Source organism: Criblamydia sequanensis CRIB-18 (assembly GCF_000750955.1).
GTDB classification, from domain to species: domain Bacteria; phylum Chlamydiota; class Chlamydiia; order Chlamydiales; family Criblamydiaceae; genus Criblamydia; species Criblamydia sequanensis.
The window spans coordinates 66,151-89,985 of sequence record NZ_CCEJ010000005.1 but is presented as its reverse complement, the minus strand read 5'-3'; the positions used below and the strand labels follow the sequence as shown (position 1 = coordinate 89,985).

Here is a 23,835-nt window from a genome sequence, read left to right as displayed (position 1 = left end):
ATATAGATAATTATTATTATATCCGTATTTTTTATTTTTATTTAATAAATAGGGGTGTTAATTTTTTGTTAAGATTAAACTAAATGTTCTCCGACGGTGTCGAAGAAAAGACGTCCTTTTTGGGTCAATTTAAGGTGAGTGCCTCTAGAGGTTAGAAATCCGTTATTTGTCAGAGTTTCGATTTCGGATAATAGGGAAGGGGAGACATGGCAGCCAAAAAGCTTAAGATGCTCAATGCAAACACCTTGATTTAATCTTAGGCCAATCAAGAGAAGTTCCCGTGTTTTACTTTCAGGTTCAAGATTTTCTTCAAAATCCTTCGGATCATCTCCGGCTCTTAATTTCTCAATATACTTGTTTAAATGAGCTATATTTCGAAATCTTGAGCCTTGATAGTAACTAAAAGCAGAAGGGCCAAAACCGAGGAAAGGGCGAGCGGTCCAGTAGCCTGTATTATGAATGGAATAGAGGTTATTTTTTGCAAAAGCAGAGACTTCATATTGATGAAAAGAAGCTTCCTCAAATCTTTTAATGGCTAAAAGAACCATTTCGTGAGAAGATTCATCGCTTGGAAGAGATTTCTTTAACTCCTTTTGTTTCTTAAAAAAAGCGGTGCCGGGCTCAAAAGTAAGATTATATAAGGAGATATGAGTAATAGGCAGTTTAAGGGCTTCGCTAAGGCTATAATCAAAAGACTTAAGAGATTGGCCCGGTACATCATACATTAAATCGATTGAAATGTTGGTATACCCGGCTTCGTAGGCTAAGAGGGGAGCATTTAAGGCTTCATTTTTCGGATGATCGCGAGTTAAGGTGACAAGTTCCGAGGTGCTTAAACTTTGAATTCCAAGGCTTAAACGGTTAACCCCGGCTGACCTAAATTGTTTTAAAGTTTCTGAATCGATCGATTCAGGATTGGCCTCGATTGTAATTTCGATAGAGTCTAAATTCCCAAAGACTGTTTCAATTCTTTGAAGTATTTTTTTAACTCTTTCTGGGCCAAAAAGATAAGGAGTTCCGCCTCCAAAATAAATAGACTTTAGGTGAAATCCTTTTAACAGATGTTTTTTTGACTCCCACTCAAGAGAAAATCCCTCATCCAAAAGGTCTTTCAATTCTTCTTTATCGGGAAGAACGTAAAAATGGCAATAGCCGCATTTTTTTCGACAAAAAGGGATATGAAAGTAAAGACTTATGTCTTTTGGATGAGATTTTGGAATGACTACCATTCGTTAGCGTCTGGATCGACAATATCCTTGGCTCCTCGGCGCCATCTATTTTTATCGCTGAAAAAGGATTCGTCTTCTTCTTCTGCAAAGGTATTATGAGCTTCTTCATCGTCTTCATCGCGCTCTTCATAGCTTGCGCTTTCTTCCTCGGAGGTTTCCGTATCGATATCAAAACCTGTTTCATGGATGCCGGCTGCTGTATCTCCAAGGTCTATATCGGGGATAGTCGGAAGCTCTGTATAAGCCGCTCTTGCTTGCTGTCTTTTGGGAGCTGAAAACTCTTCTTCTTCACCGCTCATTTTTAAGAATTGAAGACGCTCTTTTTCCTCTTCAATTTTGGCCCTTACAGCGACAATTTCTTCTTTATGACGCTCCACATCTTTTTTTGGAACAAGGCCTAATTTCAACCATTGCTCAAGGTCTGCAAGTTCTTGCTCTAATTTTTTTAAGCGCTCGCTTTTTACATGTCTCATGGTTTTTCTCTCAATAAGTGAAGCGGCTCAAAACCGCACTCTTGTTCGTTTTTTTTGCGAAGGTTTCGCAAATTTCGGTTCGTTCTTTTCGAAGATCTTTAGAAAAAATAAACTTTAATAAAGGATAGTTTAACGTAAAAGCTTCATTTTTCTCAAGGAATTACGAGGGAGCCGATCTCCATTAAATCTCTTAACCCCAGTTCCTCTAACAAGTGAAAAGGTGTCTTTTTCTTTTGAATTGCGACTGTAGTTTTGAAAGAATTTTTATACAACATTTTTATAAAAAAAGTAAAAAGCCATCATAAGATTATCCAGTATAGAGGCTTGAGAGTTAATTATAAGGGCACAATAGATCGAAGGTGGTTGAGTTATAAAATCTTGTATTAGATTTCGACTTAAATATATAAAAATAAAGAAGTTACATTAGTTTTTAAAAAAAATGTTTGTTATAAATTGCTTAAAGTTTCATGTTCAGGAATACAGAAGCAATAGAAGGGCTAATGCTTCGGCGTTAGTCCAACCAAAGCTTTAATAGAACACGGTGTTCAATTAAAAGTTTTAAAAACATTAACGTTCTGTCTAGGAGAAGCTATGAAAAAGTTTTATCAAATCGCATTTGTGTTTTGTAGCATTCTCATGACTCAGTATGGTTATGCACAAGAATGTTGTCCTTCTCAAAATTTCGGCGCGCCCATCAATAATGCTCCATACGACAATGGCATTGTTGAACAAGCAGCTTGCCCCCCAGAACAACCAACAGGCGAATACTGGTGTTTATATGCTAAGTATGAGCCATGCTACTACAACGATTGGAGATGTGTGGAAGAGCCACAAATCGCATTTGTGTTTTGTAGCGTTCTCATGACTCAGTATGGTTACGCAGAATGTTGTCCACAACAAAACTATGATAATGCCCCAATGGTAAATGATGCCCAGCCTTACGACAACGGTATTGTAGAACAAGCCGCTTGCCCTCCAGAACATCCTGCAGGCGAATGCTGGGGATTATTTGTAAAATACGATCCTTGCTACTATAACGATTGGAGATGTGTAGAAGAGCCTTGCACAGTCCAAAAGAAATGCTGCAGAATGGTTCCTCAGTACTACCAAGTGCAAAAATGCCGCTATGTTCCTCAGTATTATTCTGAAACATGCTGCAAACAAGTGCCTGAGTACTACTGTGTAGATCAGTGCTACACAAAGAAAAGATACGTATGCGACAAGAAATGCCGCTATGTACCTCGTCAAAAATGCCGCTATGTTCCTCAGTATTATTCTGAAACATGCTGCAAACAAGTGCCTGAGTACTACTGTGTAGATCAGTGCTACACAAAGAAAAGATGGGTATGCGACAAAAAATGCCGCTATGTACCACGCTACTACTACAAAAAAGTTTGTGTGCCACAAGGTGAACAAGCTCCTCAAGGCTGTGCTCCTCAAGGAAGTGCTCCTCAGTTTGCACCTTCTTGCAGATAATCGCTTAAGGTTTTATAACCTTTGGTTAGTTTAAGACCGAGCTTAGACGCTCGGTCTTTTTTTTATCCTCAAATCCCTTAAAAGATAATCTTATGTCCTTAGTTCAAGAAAAGAAAGAAATACTGCCAAGTGAAAAAGAGCTTGAGCTTATCGATGCCTATTGGCGCCTTGCTAATTTTCTTTCTGTCGGACAGATCTATTTAATGAATAACCCTCTTTTAAAAGAGCCGTTAAAGCCTTCGGACATCAAGCCAAGGCTTCTTGGCCATTTTGGGACAACCCCCGGGATTAATTTTATTTACGCCCATTTTAATAGGCTAATTTGCAAATATGACCTCAATTCCATATTTATTTTAGGCCCGGGGCACGGGGGGCCGGCTGCAGTTGCAAATACTTACATAGAAGGCACCTACACAGAACTTTATCCAAATATAACTATGGATGAAGAAGGGTTAAAAAAATTATTTAAACAATTTTCCTTCCCGGGCGGCATACCAAGCCATGCGGCGCCGGAAACTCCGGGTTCCATTAACGAAGGGGGAGAGCTTGGCTATTGTTTGATGCATGCCTATGGAGCTGCTTTTGATAATAAAGACCTTGTGGTCTGTTGTGTCATTGGCGATGGAGAAGCGGAAACAGGCCCGCTTGCCGGCAGCTGGCATTCCAACAAATTTTTAAACCCCCTATACGACGGGGCGGTTCTTCCGATACTTCATTTGAACGGCTATAAAATTGCAAGCCCAACTATCTTAGCCAGAATCACAAAAGATGAACTTGAAAAATTGTTTATCGGCTATGGCTATCGCCCTATTTTTGTCGAAGGCAGCGACCCTAAAATTATGCATCGCAAAATGAGCCTTGCCTTAGAAGAAGCCGTCCTTGAAATTAAAGCCATTCAAGAGAAAGCAAGAAGAAACAATGACCCTAAAAGGCCTTTTTGGCCCATGATAATTTTACGCTCGCCGAAGGGCTGGACCTGTCCTAAGGAGGTAGATGGCCTCCTTTTAGAAAACTATTGGCGCTCACACCAAGTCCCCATTACCGATCCTAAAACAAACCCTGAACATTTAAAGATTTTAGAGAATTGGCTAAAAAGCTATCGTCCCGAGGAGCTATTTGATAAACAAGGAAAAATCAATCAGGAGTTAAGGGATCTTGCGCCAAGAGCCAACCGGCGCATGGGCGCAAATCCGAATGCAAATGGCGGTCTTCTTTTAAAAGACTTGAAGATGCCTGATTTTAGAAAATTTGAAGTCAAGGTGGAGTCACCCGGAACCTCCAACGCAGAAGCTACTAGAGTTCTTGGAAAACTCTTAAAAGAAGTCATGCAGCTAAACTTAAAAGATAAAAATTTCCGGGTTATGGGCCCTGATGAAACCTCATCTAATCGCTTGGATGCTCTTTTTGATGTGACGGGAAGGACTTTTGAAGCCGACATTTGGCCGACTGATGAAAATTTAAGTGCAGATGGACGCGTTATGGAAGTGTTAAGCGAGCATCTTTGCCAAGGTTGGCTAGAAGGTTATTTACTGACAGGCAGACATGGATTTTTCTCCTCTTATGAAGCTTTCATCCATGTGGTTGACTCTATGTTTAACCAGCACGCAAAATGGTTAAAAACCTCAAAGGAAATTCCCTGGAGACGGCCTATCGCTTCTTTAAATTACCTTCTGACCTCTCACGTATGGAGGCAAGATCACAATGGATTTTCGCATCAAGACCCGGGGTTCATAGACCATGCCGCTAATAAAAAAGCTGAGCTGATAAGAATTTATCTACCACCGGATGCGAACACTCTTTTATCGACAGCAGATCATTGCCTTAGAAGCCGCAATTACATAAATATCATTATAGCCGGTAAGCAACCGGCGCTTCAGTATTTAACAATGGAAGAAGCAGTTCGTCATTGTAAAAAAGGGATGTCTGTTTGGCCCTTTGCAAGCAATGACTTTGGGACTGATCCGGACATAGTTTTTGTGTCTGCAGGCGATATCCCGACTTTGGAATTACTTGCAGCAGCAAGCTTGTTGAGAGAGCATTTACCTGATATTAAAATTCGCTTTGTAAATGTGGTGGATTTGATGTGTTTGCAGCCAAAGACTGAGCACCCTCATGGCTTTAGCGAAGAGGATTATGAAAATCTTTTTACTAAAGACAAACCCGTTCTTTTTGCTTTTCATGGCTATCCGACGCTAATCCATCGGCTGACCTATAAAAGAAAAAATCATGATAATCTGCATGTCAAAGGCTTCAAAGAAGAGGGGACGACGACAACCCCGTTTGATATGGTTGTTTTGAACGGGTTAGATCGCTTGCATCTCATGGAAACCGCCGTTCAGCTAATACCACGCTATGAAAATATGCGGGCTTACATTTCAGACTTTGTTGAAGGCAAACTCATCGATCATAAAAACTACATTCATGAATTTGGCGATGATATGCCGGAAATAAAAAATTGGCGTTGGCCCTACTCTAAGAAAGAATACTGAATCTAGTTAAGGCACTTGCTTGTTTTTTTTAGCCAATAATAAGTGATTCCAATAAAAAGAGTTTCTAAGATTAAGCCCAGGAAAAAAAACGCTTCACCGCCTGTTCCAAAACCATAACTATGCAAACCGGACCCTAGAATATAATTTACCCCATACCATGTAAAAATAATGGCTTGCATGGCTCCTATGGCCATATAAGACAAAGTTATTTTTTTTACTTCCCTAAAATAAATTAGATGAATAATGACAAGGTATAGGCAAATAGAAATAAAGGCCCAAGATTCTTTAGGGTCCCAATCCCAAAACCTTCCCCAGCTTTCAGCGGCCCAAACCCCTCCTAAAAGGGTTCCGGCAATTAAAAGAACTGTCCCTGCAAGAATGCTGTTTTTCATTGCGCTATAAAAAATACCTTTAAGTTTATCCGGTTTTTTAAGCCCTGTAAAAAGAACAAAGCAGTGGGCTGCAATTCCTGATAAAATAAATAAACTATAGCTTGAAACAACAAGCAGTACGTGGATGGTTAGCCAGTAATTTGAGTTTAAGACAGGCTGAAGCGGGTCAAGAGATCGGTCCATGCCTTTATAGCTTGCAAGCCCTAGAAGAAAAAAAGTGGCTAGCGAGGCCATTAAAAGGAGGGCTTCCGACTTCATGAAATGAGCCAAGAAAAAAGCTGTCACAGCAATCACAAAAGGAACAAAAAGAAGCGTTTCATCCATATTCGAAACAGGAGGCCGCTCCAGGATTATAATTCTTAAAGATAAAAGAAGGCTTAAGGAAAGAAGCCCTAATCCAAATGAGCCAAGTCCTAATAAAAAAAGTGACTTTCGAGCAGATATTTTGCGAGCAATCAGAAAAAGACACGATAGAAAGAAAAAGATAAGAGAAAGGTTTAAAAGCCGAAATGTTGTGTAAAAGCGTTCTAGCTTTAATTGCAAAAGAGATGGAAAGGCTAAGGTCTTTCCATTGGAAGAGAGATAAGTTTTTGCAGCAAGGTTCCCGTATGATTTACTCAAGAGATTTTTTAGCGTCTCAATTGTTTCTTTTTTCGGCCCTTCATTTTTCAGTGCGGATTCAAATTCGAGGTAAGTTCTTTTAAGTTTTTCAAAATCGGCATCCTCCAAATTAGTATAGTTAGTAACAGGGCTTAAACGTTTAGTTGAGCTATCCCATCTTTTACTATTTAAAGAAGCCAGCGGAAAAAAAACTCCCGCTTTTAATTTTGATGGAATTATTAAAAAGCTATCTTGCGAGCCTGCCATTCTTTTAGCTAGAGGGTAGAGCTCTTCCGCTTTATGAGTTGAAGCTTCAAGAGAGTGCTCTTTTGATAAATCTTTTACAAGCGAAGCAAATGACTTTTCCAAGGCAACAGAGGACAGGTAAAGATATCGCGATAAAAGCTTTTTGCTATATAGGAGCTCTTTTGCAATCGGGGGTGAAATCGCCAAGGTTTCATCCGTTTTAAGTTCGCTCCAAGGTTTTTTTGGAGGGGTTTTTTGAATCTTAAGATGAGATCCGACTTTTTTTACCACTAAACCTTGCGAGAGGGAAGAGAGTTCAATTTTCTCCCCATCCCTAATTTTTTTTGTGTCTTCGACTTTTAAAAAAGCCTCTAAAATTAGAGGAGAGAGCCAAACGCTAGCGATTTTATCGCCAAGTGCGGTTTCAAATTCAGAAAGGCTAACGTAGGAAGAGTCAAAATAATCTTTAAGGTTTTCTTCCAGGAATAACAGTTTTTCCTGACTCATTGAAGAGGGGCCATAAGCTTCCATATAAAGCTTCAAGGCTATGGGGTTTCTAAGCCAAGGATATTCTAGAAGTAAATTTTCATCCAGGGCGTCTTTGCCATAAAGATCTTCTAACCATAGTTTCGAGGCGCTTTCTAAAGGTCTAAAACGCCCTTTATAGGAGACGGCAAGTCCTCCTAATTCTTCCAGGCTTGAAAGGAGTAGGCCTTGTGATAGCAAAGCTAAAAAAAGAGAGGCAAATAATAAAAATTTCTTCATCCGAACACTAATATCTTAAAGTTTAGTTGGAAAGGGAGGATGCGCATTTTAGCTATTTTTTTGAAGTACTTATTAGCTTTCTTGAATTTTTATAAAAAATTTTTTTAATTTCCTTCAGTGTTTTTACTCTTATTATTTTTAAATGTCTTTAGAATAGTAGTTGATAATTATTTCTTTAGGATCTATGAAAAATTTATACCACCCAATAACCCATCTAGCTAGCTTATTAATTTGATGATGTAGAAAGTGTGCAATAATGATTAATAATTATCCCATCCCGATTGTCCTAGGCAATTTAAGAAAACTCTCGGAATTTAAGGTGGGTGATAGTCCGGTAACCGATATTTCGGGCAGGCTTTCTATCGAAAATAGAGAGATTTTCGTTACCCTAAGAAGAGCTGTCACTCACGCTTTCGATGTCAGCGTCATAGAAAAAACTTTTGCAGATGCACTTTCCATTCAGACGACTGCGCTTCGTCATAGTTCAGGGTATGCTAGAAAGACACCTTATACGGAAAAAGCTGAAATTATAGCAGACCTTGCCCCGGCAGCTTTTAAGGGACTGCAAAATTTAGCGGCTACTTATAGGGGGCAGGAAAAGAAAATACAAGCGGATAAGCTTCTTGAAATATATAAAAAATATCAAACTGTTATTATAAAAAAGGCAGAAAATAAGGTGGTTAGGCCGCTTCCGCCAATACCTGCAATAAGAAACAAACCTTCTGAAATCATTGTTCAGTTAAAAAATGAATCGAAAAGACCGCAGCCTTTTTCTAATCTTAAACAATTTTGGGAGCAAAGAGAAGTCAAGGATTCAAATCAAGAAATCAAAAGTGAAGTAAAGATTTTAGAAAATGCAAAGAGCTTTCCAATTAAAGAAGTTGAAACAAAGACTTCATTAGAAAAGATAATAGAAAATCCTTCCGAAGAGAAAAAAGTTTTGCCAAGTTCCCTTACTTCTCATGAAAAAGAAAAACCGCTTATTGAGAAAGTTATTATAAATTCGGCCACTCTGGATGAGCCCTCCTCTTCTAAAAAAGAAAAAAGGAATATCTCTTCTTTAATTGCTAGAATCCATAACGATTCGCATCAGAAGAAAGTTAAGTCTTTAGAGGATAGAGTTAATAATAGAGAAAGCATCGCTTCTTCACAAATTAGAGAAATCACCTCCCAGGAGCAAAATAAAAACAAGCCACTTCGAAGCCTACTACAAGAATTTTTTGGGAACCGGGGGAGGCCTCGCTTTCATGCCGATATTATCGACCACATGGTGAGCGTTAGAAGGGAAAAATCAAAAGAGAAAGCCCTTAAAGAAGAGAAGGAGATTCAGGAAAAAGGGTTTAATATAGCTTTAATAGAAAAGGGGAAAGCATTAGGCACCAAAGAGTGTAAGGGCGGTAAGGAAAGGAAAAAAATCAAGCAAAAAAAGAAATCTAAAACTTGGGAGGATCTCTCAAGCAATACTTACTTTGAAGAAAACGAAGAAAAATTAGCAAGACAGGCAGATCTTTTTAAAGCTGTTAATAAACAAAGGCTTACAAAATCAATTTCCTGCATGATTCCTAAATTTGTTGATTCTGACTTGCAGGTCGCTCTTCAGCGAAGACGCCCTTTTTTAGAAGATTCTGACAGCGATTCGGACGAAGAATTTGACTTTGAACGGGGAAAGAAAAGTCTCTAAAAACCCTTCCACTATAATTTTATTTTTTTAAATAAAAAAATAAGTATAATCCATCTTATAGCTAGCCAATTATATTAATCAAAAGTTTTGCAATTTCTATTCATATTGAGGAGAAATTATATGAGAGTTTTAGCATTACTTACTTTATTTTTAGTTTTTCAAAATAATCAAACTGCTATGGCGGACTCCTTTCCACCCACTAGTTCCCTTATGAACCAAGATGATGAAGCGATGAGTTCATCTGCTATTGAACAAGAAATTGAAGATAAGGCATGGGATGATAGAATTAATGAAAGGAATCGGTTAGATAAAGAATATACGGATAAATTAACCGAAGAGAAAAGGCTCGATGACCAGTATACAAACAAGCTTATAGATAGACAAAGACTAGATAAAGAATATTTGAATAAACTGCTTGAAAACCAACGCCTTGATCGGCAATATCGTGACAAACAGTATCAAAACAAAATTATAGATTCTAAGAGGTTGGACAGACAACTGCAGAATCGGCAATGGGAAGATCGCCAATATCAAAATAAACTTTTAGAAAATAAACGTATTAATGATGAAATTTATCGACGACAGCAAGGTCGTTAATAACTTTATACTTATTTACAATTATCTTTAAAACTTCTTAATTTTATTGTAATATGATTGGTCTTCTTTTAATTTGGAGAACCATCATGCAAGACGTATCTAGAAATACAGTTTCATTTTATTCAAATCATATTGGAGAAACATTACCTTCGTTAGTAAACAATGTTTCGAGAAATGAGTCGCAGGATACTTCTGAAAAACATGAGTTCTTAGCAGTAAGAAAAGCAATCTTAGAAAAAAAGAAAACTGCTTGGGCTCCACCAAAAGATGAGCCTTCAGAATTAAAGCCTTTGCCTAAAAGAACCCGTCCTATTTCTCACAATGATAAATTGGAAAGGGAAGCTCGACGAATAGAAAGAAAAGTCAGACCCCTTCCGGAGACTCCGCAAAGAAAAGCCCATTCCAATCCTACTTCTCCCATTAGAAATGGAAAATTGCCTGAGAATCAATGGCGTCCTCTTCCAAAAACTCCTTCTGCTAAAAAAGCGGACTCCAACCCAACCTCACCTATTCTTTCGAAAAGAGAAGAATTAAAAAAATTAAACCGGAATAGGCCGCTGCCGAAAACGCCTGAAAAAAAGGCTGATAGCGCCTCTTCACTATGCGCTTCTGTTGACTCTGTACGATTGACTATTCCTTTGACCCATGCAGATTCATTTGTCAAAAGATCTTTTCAAAAGTTAGTCGAGTTTGCAAAACGCGTTCTTCAAGCTGTTAGCTCGCTTCTTTTTAATATGTGCGATGGCTTTAAAAAGATTAGCATGATTTGCATTGGTCCTTTCACTTTTAGAAGAAAAGAAAAACCTGCAAAAGAAACTCTTATCGAAACGTTCATTGACTCAACTAAATCCCCAAAAGAAATTTCAATTGATTATACAGTACCACCGGCGCCAAGCGGACCCTCAATGGGACCCCCGCCGCCGCCTCCGGTTCCTGAAAAAACGTCCTCTTGGTCTGAAGCTTTAAAAGCTGAAATGAATAAATTTGAAGAGGAAGTCAATCTGGATCAGCATACTCTTAAAAGAAAAAAAGAAGAAACCCCGCAAGAGTTTCAGGATTCAATAAGCTTTATTAGTGAAAACGTTGAAAAAAGACGTAGAGCTTTTAAGGATGACGAAGAGTTAGAAGATTCCGCCGATGGAAGCTTTTTTGATGAGTGGGAATTTGAGTTTAATCCTTTTAATAGCAATGATTCCGATGTAAGAATTGTGGCTGAAGATGAAAAAACAAAAACTGTAGCTGATGTGTCAATTGATCTCGCTAAGGGCGAAGCTACTGTTAAGACCTATAGCAAATTAAGTAGAAAACAGAAGGGAGAAGCTTCTTCTCTCACTTCAGAAGCCTTAAAAGTTAACTTAAGAAAAGTTGAAAAGAAAAACGAAGAGTCAAAAACGAACACAGCTCCCGAAAGCCATCATCCTTTCGGCAAAGACTTTTTCCAAAAGGTGGAATTTTCCGACCTTTCCTCCGATGATGACAATTCCGATTGGGAAGATAGCGACTACGAGGTTTAATTTAAGAGAAGCAATTTTGATAACGAGTAATGGCACTGCAGTTTATATTTAGAACCACTTTTTGAAAATTTTATAAAAATATAATAATAAAAATAATAATTTAGGAAATATAATGTCTTCAGAACTTTTACCCGTAAAAGGATCCCCGGATAATATCCTGGCCCTTAGCACTATGGAGATGATCAATAAAGGTAATAGACTGCCTCATGTCATTAACTTGGTAGCCTATCCTCTAATTGTAGCTCTTTCAGCGCTATACAATACCGTAGCTCTTGCTGTGAAACTGCCCTTTACTCTATTTCGCCATACGTTTGGATATATTCCAACAAGTCATGGAAGAGTGATGGACAGCCTTCCTAATGATACTGATGCAAAGCACTTTTTGTGGCATGTTTATAAAATTCTGATGTCGCCTGTTCAGCTAGCGATTTGCTACCCTTTATCTGTATTCATGCCGGGCGCGAATGTGTTTTTTCAACGCAATTTATGTTTAATTGATGATGTTATGGCGCCTCCTCCATTACCGCCAAGAGACGATGATTTACCGCCTGGAGACGATGATTTACCACCGCCGCCGCCATTACCTAGAGATGAGGATCCAAGTTCAACACCTTCTGTTGGAAATGCGTCTCACGGAGGAACGAACAGAATACCTCTTAATCTTGGCGACATTAATAGTGCAAAGAAAAATTTGAAAAAGACTAACCATTAAAGCCACCCATGAAAAAGAGGCCTTCAACGGCCTCTTTTTTTTCTTGTAAACAAAAGAAAACTTCCAAGCACCACAAGAAACCCTCCGGGATAGGTAAGAATGCCTTTTACCGGATCATAATTCACGGCAAACTGCACTGTTTGTACATCGCTTTCATCAAAAGGGGTAATATTTGAAAGATAAAATCGAATTCCTTTTTTGCTTTCAAAGACTTGATTCATCGAAAGGCAATATTCTTCACTTTGACCCTCTTCATTTACCTGAATACGGCATTCATAGCTAAAAGCTTCATTTGTGCCGGCATGCTTTTTTTGCCTTGCTTCTTTCAAACGAAGGGTAAAAGGAAGCGTTTCTTCTTTTGGCTCTAATTTAAATAAATAGTTACCCTCTTTTGAGGGCCATTTTAGACCATTTTTTGAAGGGTCGTATAAAACTCCCATTAGGTTTTTAGAGCCGCTATCAGAAAAAGCAAAATAATAAAGCGGACGGCTGTCTTCCCTCTTTAAGGGCAGCGGTGCTTTTTTTCTGACAGGCTTAAGGAGTGTTTCAAAGCTAATCTCTCTATCAAAATCTTTTGGCTTAGCTTCCCTAAAAAATAGAGGCGCTTTTGAAAGATAGTCTTCAAAAGTAAAGGCTTCAGAAGAAAGGGAGCCAATAAAACCCTTTGAAAGAGTTAAAAAAGCTTGGCTTTTCGAGCTTAAGGGAAGCTCTCTAAGCCATGGAGCTTCTTCTTGAAATTTTTCACCTAAGCGAAGCCTTTCATAATACCTTTTTAAATCTTCCAAGCGTGCTTCCTCGGTCGTCCAAAAAGGAGCAAGCGTTTCAAAATCGAGTGAGAACACTCTGATAAGCAGGCTAAACACGGTAGCTTTTTCCGAGGGAGTTAAACCCTCTGAAAAATCAGGAAAAGCAGGAAGGGAGGTTAAACTTGAAAGCAAATCCAAAGTCTTTTCCCGCAAGTCAACAATTGAGGAAGAATTGCCTTCCAATAAAGATGCATACGGTTTTAAAAAGGAAGGAAGACTTTCTTTAGGATCTGATAATAGATGATTTAATTTGGCAATAATGAAAAATTCCTGGGGGATCAAACTTAAATCTATTTTAGAAAATAACGGCTCTAAACTTTTAGGAAGTGTATTTCCAAAGAGCCACTGATTCTCTTTTTCAATAAGGTCAAGAAAAGACAAGAAGGAAAACGTAAAGTCGGCATCCACCTTTTGAGCGCTTTCCTTAAAAAGTTTTAAGGGAAGGGAAAGCTCATCATCCGTTTCAAAAAGAGGTCTTAGTTTGATCGATAGAGCCTCAAAACGAGAGGGGGTTAAATCCCTGACTTCTTCTTCAAAAAAACCTTTTGGAAGAGAGGCCATTAACCCATAGCCTGAGAAGCCTTCTTGATAAGCTAAAAAGGAACCCTTAAGTTCATTTTGGAAAACTTTTTTAAAGATTTTTCCCGAAGAGTTAATAGCTAAAAAATGGATTTGATTTTCAGGATCTTCTATGAATGCAACAAGAGGTTTTTTTTGAATGATGCAGCTTTGAAGCGATCCTTTTCCGATTTTCTTCGGAGCAAACGATAAGGCTAAAGGCCCCTCTAAAAGCATTGAATATATTTCATCCTTAAAAATAAGTTTAAGCTTGCAGCCATCCTCGTCTTCAAACTCAATTTTATAGGAACTTGTATCTTCATCTGTAACTTTGATTTCAAAAACAGTTCCCTTTTCAAATAGAGATCGGATGGTCTCTTCGGGATTTTTGCTTCTGATAGCATAGAGGTCCGTTAAGGGAAGGTCTTTTGAAAATTCAAGCTGCAATAAGGGAAAAACCTCTTTTTTTGAATCCCAATAAGTGACGGGTAAAGGGTTTAGACCGTTAATAAAAAGAAAACCGTCTTTAAACCAGCTAAAAAGCGTTTCTTCACCATGAGGAAAAAAAGCCGCTGTTTCTATCTCGTAAGGGAAAAGAGTTGATTTTAGCTTTTTGGGAATCATCCCCAAGATATTCGGGGTTAGATCAAAGGTTTCAATAGTTCTCGTATTTTTATCTTCAACGCTTAGCGAGTAGCTTCCGCGAGAGAGCACAACTTTATTGCTGGCGCTTCCGCTTGTAATAATAAGATGTCCTTGAAGACCCCATAAATTTTTTATAAAGGTTCCTGAGATAATCATCAGAAGCCCAAGATGGGTGATTAAAAAGGGGATATGCCTCAAACGAAAGGGCCATCTTTTTAAGGCTGAAAAGAGAATATTAATAAAAAACCCAATAAGAATAAGCTGGAATAGGGGGTGAGAGTAGATATATTCAGAAGCGAAGCCATGAGAATCGCTTTTAGATTCTAAAAATGTTCCAAGAGCTACCATCAAAGCTGATAGTAAAATAAGAATAATGGCAAATCGTATGCTTGCTAGAAATAAAAATGTCTTTTTTAGCATTTAAGGAAAAGGGTTAATGGTTTCAAAGGATCTAGCTATGGCTACAATTTCATCATGATACTCTTCTAGGGAAGGCCTTGGACCGGTGGCTTTTATAGTGATGTCGCTAAGAAGGTTGTTTAAAAGATCATCTTCTCTTTGAGTGCGATTTTTTATTTTTCGTAAAGTAAAGCTATGGCCGTCTCCAAGACTTAAGGCCCAAGCCATCATGGAAGACGGCTTTCCCTCTAAAAACCCTATCCCTTCAAAGTAAAGCCCCTTATAACCTGAAAAAGCTTGGGGTTCGATAAGAATCGATTCGGGAGCTGCATTCAGTTGTTTTTTCCATCTATCCACCTGAAAATGAGGAGGGATGCGCTCTTGCAAGCTGCTAAAGGGAAAGTTATAAACGGTTAAAATAATCTCGCCCTTTTTCCATTTTCCAAGAGGTTTAGTTGTATCCTTCAGAGAATCAGTCGGATACTCTTCGATTTTTTGCCAGCCCTCCGGAAGAGATAGGCTATAAATGGGTTTTCTTTCGTTTTCCTGCAAAGCTCTGCCATAAATTACCTCTAGGGAATTAGAAGCTCTTTTATTTCTAATTTCAGAGCAAGAAAAAGAGAGAAAAAGAAGCCAACCAAGGAAGAAAATGGAGCAAGTTTTGATTGTCATAACTATCTAAAAATAAGTTTATTATATGTAAGTTTTTAGGTTTTTAAAAAAAATCTTCGGTTAAACCTAAAGACAAAGTTAAAGTTAACTGTAATAGGTATAGCTAAAAATAACTTCAAAACTTAGATTATAAACATTCTAAAGTTTTAAAGAATAAGCCTCTTTTTTCCAAAGAAAAAGGAGCTAACGTTTAAGAAAAGGACTGCCATGAAAGGACAAGGGTTTAATCCGCTCGAAGCCGGCGGAATGGAAAACATCGAGTTATTAGAGCGGTATTTTGAAAATGAAAAAAATTTATCTCTTGACCCTTCATGGAAATCAGCTTCCCAATCTTTAAATCCCAAAGACTCCTCAAAAGCATTAAAGCCAAGCCTTGCAAAAGAAGGCGGCTTGGATTCAAGTCGGGAAGAAAAAATTCTTCGTTTGATCCAAGCTTTTAGAAATTATGGACATTTGGCAGTCAACATCAATCCCCTAAGCCTTGAATCTAAGTCTCTTCCCTTGCAGATTGAGGAAAGGCTTAATGAATTTAGTGAAAAGGAAGATACGGCCCTTTTTCCGACTTATGGGTTGCTTAAAGCCTCTCATGCACCTTTTAAAGAGATTAAAGAGCGGCTTTACGACATTTACTGCGGAAAAATAGGCATCGAGTATACGGGCTCTCAAAATGAAGAATTAATCGATTGGCTGCAAAATGAACTGGAAACACCTGAGCTTGATCTTTCTCTCCCCATAGAAACCAAAAGAATAATTTTAGATAAGCTCAACCACTCGGAGCTATTTGAAAAGTTTTTACACACAAAGTATGTAGGCCAAAAAAGATTTTCAATAGAGGGCGGGGAAACGCTAATACCCATGATGTCTCTTTTAGTGGAATCTGCAGCCGATTATGAGGTGGAAGAAATTGCGATTGGAATGGCGCACCGCGGGCGATTAAATATTCTCTGCAATATTTTAAATAAATCATACTCTGAAATTTTTAATGAGTTTGAAGATCGCTTTGTTCCAAATAGCTTTGAAGGATCAGGAGATGTCAAATATCATAAAGGCTTTACAGCTACTGTGACGACCACAAAAAACAAAAAAGTCATTATCGATTTGACTCCCAATCCAAGTCATTTGGAAGCAGTATGTCCTGTTGTGACAGGTCTTGTTAGATGCAAGCAGGATATTTTGAAAGGAAAAGGGGTAAAAGAGCCGCAAAAAAAGATAATACCGGTTTTTATTCATGGAGATGCCGCAATTGCCGGCCAAGGGGTTGTGTATGAAACTTTGCAAATGTACAATCTCGGAGGCTATAAAACAGGCGGTACCCTTCATATTGTCGTAAATAATCAAATAGGCTTTACAACACTTCCCCAAGATGGCAGGTCAACCACCTATGCAACAGATATCGCTAAAGGGTTTGGCGCTCCGGTGTTTCATGTTAATGCAGAAGATCCTGAATCGTGTGTTTTAAGTGTTATTCTTGCTCTAAAAATAAGACAAAAATTTGGGATTGATGTTTTTATCGATCTTAATTGCTATAGAAAATACGGCCATAATGAAGCGGATGAGCCAGCTTACACCCAGCCCTTGGAATACCAGATGATACGAGAGAAAAAGGGATCACGAGAGCTTTACCGGGATGAATTGATCCGGCATGGCTTTCTTGAAAAGGAAGTGGCTTTAGAGCTCGAGAAAGAGTTTCAAAAAGCTTTGCAAGAAGAGCTTGAACTTTCTAAAAAACAAAATCCGTTTAAAGCGGAATCACGACTTAAACAGCAGGAAGATCAGTTTAAAGACAGTCGAAGCGCCATGTTAAAGCCGATAAAAACAGGGGTTGATGAAAAAGTTCTCAAAAGCCTTGCAAGCAAATTAACGGAACTTCCCTCCGATTTCAAGATCCATCCCAAGTTAAAATCTTTATTTAAAGATAGGGCTGATTCCGTTTTACAACATAAAGAAATCGATTGGGGAACAGGTGAATATCTGGCTTTAGGGTCTTTGCTTATAGAAGGCGTAACAATCAGACTTGCGGGCCAAGACTCCGGAAGAGGCACCTTTAGCCATAGACACGCTTTACTGATAGATCAAGAGAAAGGAAAACCGTATATTCCCTTAGATAATCTAGAAAAAGAGCAAGGGCGGCTGTATTTATATAATTCCTTTCTTTCCGAATATGGAGCCCTTGGATTTGAATATGGCTATAGCATTGCAAAACTAGACAATTTGGTCATATGGGAAGCTCAGTTTGGGGATTTTGTAAATGGCGCTCAAGTCATCATTGACCAGTTTTTATCTTCCTCGGAACAAAAATGGGGGCAAAGATGCAATTTAGTTCTTTTTCTTCCTCATGGCTATGAAGGTCAGGGGCCGGAACATTCTTCGGCCCGAATGGAACGCTTTCTTAATTTGTCGGCTGAAAACAATCAATTTGTGATTTACCCGACCACCCCGGCGCAACTATTTCATATGCTAAGAAGGCATATGTTAAGAAACTTCCCGAAGCCGCTTATTGTTTTTACCCCAAAAGGCCTCTTAAGACACCCTCAAGCTGTAAGCTCGCTTCAAGATTTTAACAAAGGCTCTTTTGAAGAAGTGATTGATGATCCTTTGGCTGAAGAAAATGCGGAAGACCTTGTTTTCTGTTCAGGCAGAATCTATTACGATTTGCTAGAAGAGAAGAAAAAGCGCGAAAAGACTTCCATGGCAATTTGTCGAATCGAGCAGCTTTACCCTTTAAATGTTGAAAAGTTAGAAGCTCTTATTCAAAAGTATAAGTCTGTCAAGCGCTATAGCTGGGTTCAAGAGGAGCCTTGCAATATGGGGGCCTTTGAATACATACAACCAAGGCTTGAAAGCCTTTTGCCTGAAGGCATAAAAATCAATTATTACGGAAGAAAGAGAAGCGCATCCACAGCTACCGGGTCGACTACTCTGCATCGTCTGCAACTAGAAGAAATTTTAGGAAACTTGTTTTCCGATTCTAAACCGACCATTTTTGATGTAGCTGCAAAAGGGGCTGAAAAGGAAAAAATTCTAAGGGAAGGCCGTTCATGAAGATAGAAATCAAAGTCCCTGCTATGGGAGAGTCCATATCCGAAGCGACCATCGGTGAAATTTTCAAAGCGCCGGGAAGCCTTTTACAAATGGATGATGAAATTCTTGAACTTGAAACTGATAAAGTTAACCAGTCCCTATTTGCAAAAGAAGCGGGGCGCCTTGAATTGACCGTTAAAAAAGAAGATAAGGTGACTGTCGGGCAAGTCATTGGCTTTATTGATACGGAAGCCAAAGGAAATGACGCTAAAACCCAAGAAACATCAAAAGAGAGTAAAGCAAGCAAGGCTGTTGAAAAAAAAGAAGAAGTTGCTAAGGGAAGTAAAAAAGCCATTTCTGAAGCTGCTCCAAAAGAAGCCTCTTCAGGAAAAGAAGTTCGCATCAGCAAAGAAGATTTCTTAAAAGAAGAAGAGGATCTTCAAAAAAAATCATCTGAAGAAAAACCAATAGAGCGGGCGGCACCTCTACAAGACTCTCAAGAAGGACCCTTAGAGGCTAGAAAAAACGTTCAAGAAGAGCCGTTTGAAACTAGAAAAAAAATGAGTAAAATTAGACGCGTCATAGCGGAGAGGCTTGTTCAAGCCAAGCAAGAAATTGCCATGCTGACAACGTTTAATGAGGTGGATCTTTTCGAGTTAATGGCTATTCGAGAGCGATATAAAGACGTTTTTCTAAAAAAATACGGGGTTAAGCTCGGTTTAATGAGCTTTTTTGTAAAAGCCGCCATTAAAGCTTTAAAAGCTATTCCTGAAGTGAACGCTTATATCGAAAGGGACGAAATCGTTTATCGCAATTACTATAATATAGGCGTGGCTGTATCCTTAGATAATGGGTTAATTGTTCCGGTTATTAAGGGGGCAGATAAGCTTTCTTTTGCCGAAATTGAAAAAAAAATTGTAAATCTTGCCGAAAAAGCAAGGGAAGGAAAGCTTTCGGTTGATGATCTCCAGGGAGGAGGCTTTACGATTACAAACGGCGGAATTTTTGGATCCCTTTTATCAACCCCCATCGTCAATCCCCCTCAAAGCGCTATTCTTGGTATGCATACGATTAAGAAAAGGCCGGTTGCCCTAAATGATGAGATTGTCATAAGACCCATGATGTATTTGGCTTTAAGTTATGACCATAGGATTATTGATGGAAAAGAAGCCGTCACCTTTCTTGTGATGATTAAAGAAGCGTTGGAAGACCCTTCTCGTCTACTATTGGATTTATAAAAGGAAGCTATCATGGCAGAGACTCTTTATGATCTTGCAATTATTGGAGCCGGCCCCGGGGGGTATGTCGCTGCTTTAAAGGCGGCAAAAGCCGGTTTAAAAACGGCTTGCATTGAAAAAGAGCCTCTTCTTGGCGGCACTTGTCTTCGCGTCGGGTGCATCCCTTCAAAAACCCTTTTGCAATCTTCTGAAGAGTACTACCATATGAAAACGCAAGCTGAGCTTTTCGGATTGACGTTTCAAGAGCTTTCCTATAACTGGAAGACGATGCAGTCAAAAAAAGAAGAAGTCGTCAAGGGCCTTTGCGATAGCGTGGCAAGCCAATTTAAAAGCTTAAAAGTCGCCCGTTATGAAGGACTGGCTTCTTTTGAAAATGAAAACACAATCGCTATCCAATCCAAGGATAAAAAAGAGGCTATCCGAGCTAAAAATATCATAATCGCTTCCGGATCTTATCCAATAGAACTTCCTTTTCTTCCTTTTGATGAGAAAAAAATTGTTTCCTCTACCGGCGCTTTAGCCCTTGAGTCTGTCCCTAAAAAAATGACTGTCATAGGGGCTGGAATCATTGGAGTAGAACTTGCTTCTGTCTATCAGAGACTAGGTTCTGAAGTGACCTTAATTGAGATGTTAGACTACATAGCCCCCGGAATGGATGGACAAGTTTCAAGACAGCTTTTGCAGAGCTTAAAAAAGCAAGGGTTGCAATTTCTTTTAGGGGCGAAGGTAATCTCCGGTAAAACTTCAGGGAAGGGGGTTAAGGTAGAGTTTGAAGCGGAAGGGAAAAAAGGAGAGCTTGAATCAGATATCGTTCTTGTGGCTATTGGCAGAAAGCCCTTACTTAAACCTTTAAATCTTGAAAAGGCAAAGGTTAAGCTAAATGAAAGAGGACAAATTGCAGTAGACGGTTTTTTTAGGACTTCAACTCCCTCTATTTATGCCATAGGGGATGTGATTGATGGCCCAAGTCTTGCTCATAAAGCTTCAGAAGAAGGGGTGGCTGTTGTTGATTTTATCCTAGGCAACCCAACTCCCATGCGTTATATTTCGATTCCTAATGTGGTGTACACACATCCCGAAGCCGCATCTGTTGGCTTCACTGAAGAAGAGCTTAAGAAGTTATCGATAAAATATCTTAGCGGCCAAAGCTTTTTTAAGGGTAATGCGAGAGCGAGAGCTACTTTTGACACAGAAGGGTTTATCAAGGTTTTAGGCGATGAGAAAACAGGAAAGCTTCTAGGGATTCATATTTTAGGGCCCCAAGCCTCGGAAATGATTAGCGCCGGAGTTATAGCCTTAATAAAAAATATGACTTTAGAGGACCTTGGTTTAGCTTGCCTCGCACACCCGACGCTTTCTGAAACGTTAAAGGAAGCTGCTGTCAATGCTTTAAGCAAGAAGTAAAAAGCGTCCCAAAAGGGACGCTTTAGAAAATTTTTAGTAACCGTGGGAAGTTCCGCAGCCGCAAGATGATTTTGCGTGGGGGTTAGAGATTTTAAAGCCTGAACCTTGAAGAGCATCGATATAATCGATAACAGATCCAAGAAGTCTTCCTGCAGCCCCTTTTCGAATGTGAATCTCAATGCCTTGAGAAACAAAAACGAGGTCATCAGCTTCTGCTTTTTCTGAGTAATCAAGAGTGTACTCAAAGCCGCTGCATCCGGCTGGCTTATCGCCAAATCGTAAGCCATAATTGGCTTTGCCTTCGCTTTCAAGAATTTCTCTATATTTTTCAGCTGCGCGCTCAGTTAGGGTAATTGTTTTAGCATCCCCTTCCTCTTCTTCTAACACTTTGTTGAGGCGACGGACAAGCTCTTCGATAGAAGCTTCAGACATACCGTGGCCCATCATCCCGGCTTCTAGAGTTTCCCAGGTAGAAGCTTGGCAGCCGACGCAGTGAAGGCCTGCGCGTGTCAATTCATGGGCAATCTTTTGTGCTTTTGAAGGGAAAGAGCCTAAAATTTCATCAATTGTCATGTGCCGATGAATTTTTGGCATCGGATTGACTTTTTCCGGATTTTGATTTTGCGTCATAATTATTTCCTCTCTTAGCCCTCATTCATTGAATAAGGGTATTAAATTTTAAACGATTTTAGTGAGTCCAATCATAAAGAAGGTTTCTTAAGAATCAAAATGAAATGCGAATAATCGCCGGATTTTTCTTACAGTTGATCTTGCATTGGCAGGCTAAACGTTCTCCCATTGTGTCTTCTCCAAGAAAATCTTTTTCTTCTTGAGTGGGGTCGGTGAGGTTTTCCATTCCTTCTTTCACTTCAATTACACAAGTGCCGCAAACACCTTCAGTGCAAGCAAAAGGAACGCCCGCTTCTTCGCAAAATTCTGCAATAGGGGAGCCGTCTTCTAATTCTATTTCTTCCTTATCATGCTCAAAGATGAGCTTTGCTTTGCAACATTTGTGTTCATCTTTTTTTTCTTCATTTTCTTGGCAGCAATCATTATCCATGGAATTTCCTAGAACTTATCAGTTTTGCGGGTAATGTCTTAAAACTTCCGCAAAAAACTTGTTATCAACAAATTTTATTAAATTAATGGTAGCATTATGAACGAAATTTAAAAAAAAAACAATAGACTTCTTTCGAAACTCGCTTTGATTGGGAAAAAGGGCTAGTTTCGTGCACATTTTTTAATTTTCCATTTTTTTATAGGTATAAAAACACATATTGGCGTTGTCCAGTTTGCCTGAGCCTTGAGTGGGTTCTACTTTATTAGCCCCTGCGAAAAGCTGTCTTTTTTCCTCAAAGGTCCGAAGCTGGAGCTCCCTAACAAGAAGGTCCTCCATCTCTTCGGCATTTCTGCAAGAATTCTCTTTTAATAAGTCTTCCAAATTTTTTATAAGAGAAGGGGAGCCGTTTTTCAAAATAGCCGGATCAAAACAATCGGAAACCCCATCGCTGCAAAGGAAAACAATATCTCCTTCCATAAGCTTAAAGGAAAAAAAAGCAAGGGCTGCAAGTTCGGGAGTTGAACCGGTTCCAACGAGCCTTCCGCCGCAATCTTCAGGAGAGGTCCTTGTGGTTGAGGCGAGATCAAAAATTTTCCAGTCACCTTCACTTCTTCTTAAAATAAAAATTTTACTATCTCCAACAGAAAGCCCGGTAAGAGAGTTGCCCTTTACCAAGCAAAAAGTAAGGGTCGTATCGCCTCTTATTTCATCGGCCTCTTTAATTAGGATTTCCTGAGTATGCTTCAAGGCTTCAAACTCGATTTTTAAGGCTTCTTTTACGGTTTTGGTCTTATTTAAATCTGAAACTATTAAATAAGAGGTGATCTCATCTAAAACTCTTGTCGCAGAAACGGTAGCCCCGCGATTTTGGCCGCAACCGTCGGTTAGCCCCAAAAATAAAAAGTTTTCAATGACATCGATTTTACATTGGTCATGATTTTCAAGAGCTCCTGTCGTGGCTTCCAAAAAAAGCATTTTTCTTTGTTCAGGATCGCAAATGATATGTAAGTTTTTCGGGATCTCGTACCATTTTCCTCCAAATTGGAACCTCGCTACGTATTCTTCATCATCAGTCTCTATGGAATAAGAAAAGTCTTGAGGGAGAAGACCATAGTTATTAAAGAGGACACTTTTGAAGTTCCGAAAGGATGTCGGTTTTTTACTAAGAGGCTCATCTTTTATTGAGGAGATCGCAAAATCGCCAACTTCATCGATATGTTCCCAGCTTATGGAGGATACTAGGGGAATAAATTTGCCAAAATAGAAGCTATAAATAGAACTTTTTTGATCTTTTGGGAAAAGATCTGAATTATTTAAAGGGAGTAAAAGCTCCCGGACAAAGAAGAGTTTATTTGAGAGCTTTATCTTCTCTGCCTTATTCTTTAAGAAGCCTTCCAAAAAAACATAAAGGGAATTTAGAAATTGATCTAATTTGTTTGTTTTTTCACTTAAATCACAATCTTCAAGATTTAGTAATTTTAATAAAGTAAGGATATTTCTTTTTAGTGAAATAATATGATCATTAAGTTTTTTAAACTTCCCCCTTAGCAATTTATCGCATTTTTGGTCAATCGTTTGTCTAAGCTCAAGAACTACTTTTGCTGAATAACCTTCTTGTTTTTCTCTTGGAGAAAATAGATTTCTCAATGACCCGGATCTTTTACTTCTCGGGGAAGGAAATGGGTCTAAGCGTCTTAAAGAGAGAGGGGATCGAACCTCAAGCGGACTTAACTTGCCTTGCTCTTTTTCATTCATTTCTTCGGGAAAAGTTCCTATTCTTGAACCGCAGGAACCGGTATCCAAGGCTAACATACTTTGCTCCTTCTTAAGCTGTTATTACAACAAAGAAGCCAATTGT

17 protein-coding genes are annotated in these 23,835 nt (G+C 38.9%); 9 read left to right on the top strand and 8 right to left on the bottom strand.

The annotated features are described in order from the left end of the window. Positions 1-74: 74 nt before the first annotated feature. Both hemW and CSEC_RS06410 read right to left on the bottom strand, forming a co-directional pair. The gene (gene hemW / locus CSEC_RS06415; protein WP_041017628.1) at positions 75-1,229 is read right to left on the bottom strand and encodes a radical SAM family heme chaperone HemW; all 1,155 of its coding nucleotides are present in this window, start codon (positions 1,227-1,229) and stop codon (positions 75-77) included. Further along, a complete protein-coding gene (locus CSEC_RS06410; RefSeq protein WP_041017627.1) occupies positions 1,223-1,702 on the bottom strand; it encodes a hypothetical protein in 480 nt (159 codons plus the stop codon). The genes hemW and CSEC_RS06410 overlap by 7 nt, the downstream gene beginning before the upstream one ends. Positions 1,703-2,521: 819 nt before the next feature. Here CSEC_RS06410 and CSEC_RS12690 point away from each other — a divergent pair. Then, entirely contained in the window at positions 2,522-3,178 is a 657-nt protein-coding gene (locus CSEC_RS12690) for a hypothetical protein (RefSeq protein WP_154017644.1), read from the top strand. Positions 3,179-3,270: 92 nt separating this feature from the next. Continuing rightward, positions 3,271-5,667, top strand: a complete 2,397-nt coding sequence (locus tag CSEC_RS06400) for a phosphoketolase family protein (protein WP_041017626.1) — start codon at positions 3,271-3,273, stop codon at positions 5,665-5,667. Between the two features lie 2 nt (positions 5,668-5,669). Here CSEC_RS06400 and CSEC_RS06395 read toward each other — a convergent pair whose 3' ends face one another. Then, positions 5,670-7,670, bottom strand: coding sequence for a cytochrome c biogenesis protein (locus CSEC_RS06395; RefSeq protein WP_041017625.1), 2,001 nt, complete (start codon positions 7,668-7,670; stop codon positions 5,670-5,672). Positions 7,671-7,926: 256 nt separating this feature from the next. On the opposite strand from CSEC_RS06395, the gene CSEC_RS06390 reads away from it, so the two are divergent. From CSEC_RS06390 to CSEC_RS06375, 4 genes are all read left to right on the top strand, one after another. Then, positions 7,927-9,351 carry a hypothetical protein gene (locus tag CSEC_RS06390; RefSeq protein WP_041017624.1) on the top strand — a complete coding sequence of 475 codons (1,425 nt, stop codon included), beginning with the start codon at positions 7,927-7,929 and terminating at the stop codon, positions 9,349-9,351. A gap of 120 nt (positions 9,352-9,471) precedes the next feature. Continuing rightward, positions 9,472-9,948, top strand: coding sequence for a hypothetical protein (locus CSEC_RS06385; RefSeq protein WP_041017623.1), 477 nt, complete (start codon positions 9,472-9,474; stop codon positions 9,946-9,948). A gap of 86 nt (positions 9,949-10,034) precedes the next feature. Continuing rightward, a complete protein-coding gene (locus CSEC_RS06380; protein WP_041017622.1) occupies positions 10,035-11,462 on the top strand; it encodes a hypothetical protein in 1,428 nt (475 codons plus the stop codon). A 112-nt stretch (positions 11,463-11,574) separates the two neighbouring features. After that, positions 11,575-12,174, top strand: a complete 600-nt coding sequence (locus CSEC_RS06375; RefSeq protein ID WP_041017621.1) for a hypothetical protein — start codon at positions 11,575-11,577, stop codon at positions 12,172-12,174. Between the two features lie 23 nt (positions 12,175-12,197). On the opposite strand, the gene CSEC_RS06370 is transcribed toward CSEC_RS06375, so the two are convergent. Then, the gene (locus tag CSEC_RS06370; RefSeq protein WP_041017620.1) at positions 12,198-14,603 is read right to left on the bottom strand and encodes a cytochrome c biogenesis protein ResB; all 2,406 of its coding nucleotides are present in this window, start codon (positions 14,601-14,603) and stop codon (positions 12,198-12,200) included. After that, positions 14,604-15,254, bottom strand: coding sequence for a hypothetical protein (locus tag CSEC_RS06365; protein ID WP_041017619.1), 651 nt, complete (start codon positions 15,252-15,254; stop codon positions 14,604-14,606). A gap of 207 nt (positions 15,255-15,461) precedes the next feature. Here CSEC_RS06365 and CSEC_RS06360 point away from each other — a divergent pair, with 207 nt between their 5' ends. The 3 genes from CSEC_RS06360 to lpdA are packed head-to-tail and all read left to right on the top strand — an operon-like array spanning position 15,462 to position 20,917. After that, entirely contained in the window at positions 15,462-18,296 is a 2,835-nt protein-coding gene (locus tag CSEC_RS06360) for a 2-oxoglutarate dehydrogenase E1 component (protein ID WP_079977996.1), read from the top strand. Then, positions 18,293-19,513 (top strand): 2-oxoglutarate dehydrogenase complex dihydrolipoyllysine-residue succinyltransferase, encoded by a 1,221-nt coding sequence (gene odhB / locus CSEC_RS06355; RefSeq protein ID WP_041017618.1) that lies wholly within the window; start codon positions 18,293-18,295, stop codon positions 19,511-19,513. The genes CSEC_RS06360 and odhB overlap by 4 nt, the downstream gene beginning before the upstream one ends. A 12-nt stretch (positions 19,514-19,525) precedes the next feature. Further along, complete coding sequence (lpdA, locus tag CSEC_RS06350; RefSeq protein WP_041017617.1) at positions 19,526-20,917, top strand: dihydrolipoyl dehydrogenase; 1,392 nt, start codon at positions 19,526-19,528, stop codon at positions 20,915-20,917. Positions 20,918-20,950: 33 nt separating this feature from the next. On the opposite strand, the gene CSEC_RS12685 is transcribed toward lpdA, so the two are convergent. The 3 genes from CSEC_RS12685 to CSEC_RS06335 all read right to left on the bottom strand — a co-directional run bounded on the left by CSEC_RS12685 (position 20,951) and on the right by CSEC_RS06335 (position 23,789). Beyond that, a complete protein-coding gene (locus CSEC_RS12685; RefSeq protein ID WP_237559216.1) occupies positions 20,951-21,547 on the bottom strand; it encodes an iron-sulfur cluster assembly accessory protein in 597 nt (198 codons plus the stop codon). Positions 21,548-21,641: 94 nt separating this feature from the next. After that, positions 21,642-21,977: a 2Fe-2S iron-sulfur cluster-binding protein gene (locus CSEC_RS06340; RefSeq protein ID WP_053331845.1), complete on the bottom strand. Its 336-nt coding sequence runs from the start codon at positions 21,975-21,977 to the stop codon at positions 21,642-21,644. Positions 21,978-22,157: 180 nt separating this feature from the next. Further along, complete coding sequence (locus CSEC_RS06335; protein ID WP_041017616.1) at positions 22,158-23,789, bottom strand: PP2C family serine/threonine-protein phosphatase; 1,632 nt, start codon at positions 23,787-23,789, stop codon at positions 22,158-22,160. Between the last annotated feature and the right edge of the window lie 46 nt (positions 23,790-23,835).

Coding starts and splice junctions, on each gene's coding strand:
- hemW (WP_041017628.1), bottom strand. CDS start 1,229: ATGGTAGTCATTCCAAAATCTCATCCAAAAGACATAAGTCTTTACTTT.
- CSEC_RS06410 (WP_041017627.1), bottom strand. CDS start 1,702: ATGAGACATGTAAAAAGCGAGCGCTTAAAAAAATTAGAGCAAGAACTT.
- CSEC_RS06400 (WP_041017626.1), top strand. CDS start 3,271: ATGTCCTTAGTTCAAGAAAAGAAAGAAATACTGCCAAGTGAAAAAGAG.
- CSEC_RS06395 (WP_041017625.1), bottom strand. CDS start 7,670: ATGAAGAAATTTTTATTATTTGCCTCTCTTTTTTTAGCTTTGCTATCA.
- CSEC_RS06390 (WP_041017624.1), top strand. CDS start 7,927: ATGATTAATAATTATCCCATCCCGATTGTCCTAGGCAATTTAAGAAAA.
- CSEC_RS06385 (WP_041017623.1), top strand. CDS start 9,472: ATGAGAGTTTTAGCATTACTTACTTTATTTTTAGTTTTTCAAAATAAT.
- CSEC_RS06380 (WP_041017622.1), top strand. CDS start 10,035: ATGCAAGACGTATCTAGAAATACAGTTTCATTTTATTCAAATCATATT.
- CSEC_RS06375 (WP_041017621.1), top strand. CDS start 11,575: ATGTCTTCAGAACTTTTACCCGTAAAAGGATCCCCGGATAATATCCTG.
- CSEC_RS06370 (WP_041017620.1), bottom strand. CDS start 14,603: ATGCTAAAAAAGACATTTTTATTTCTAGCAAGCATACGATTTGCCATT.
- CSEC_RS06365 (WP_041017619.1), bottom strand. CDS start 15,254: ATGACAATCAAAACTTGCTCCATTTTCTTCCTTGGTTGGCTTCTTTTT.
- CSEC_RS06360 (WP_079977996.1), top strand. CDS start 15,462: ATGAAAGGACAAGGGTTTAATCCGCTCGAAGCCGGCGGAATGGAAAAC.
- odhB (WP_041017618.1), top strand. CDS start 18,293: ATGAAGATAGAAATCAAAGTCCCTGCTATGGGAGAGTCCATATCCGAA.
- lpdA (WP_041017617.1), top strand. CDS start 19,526: ATGGCAGAGACTCTTTATGATCTTGCAATTATTGGAGCCGGCCCCGGG.
- CSEC_RS12685 (WP_237559216.1), bottom strand. CDS start 21,547: ATGACGCAAAATCAAAATCCGGAAAAAGTCAATCCGATGCCAAAAATT.
- CSEC_RS06340 (WP_053331845.1), bottom strand. CDS start 21,977: ATGGATAATGATTGCTGCCAAGAAAATGAAGAAAAAAAAGATGAACAC.
- CSEC_RS06335 (WP_041017616.1), bottom strand. CDS start 23,789: ATGTTAGCCTTGGATACCGGTTCCTGCGGTTCAAGAATAGGAACTTTT.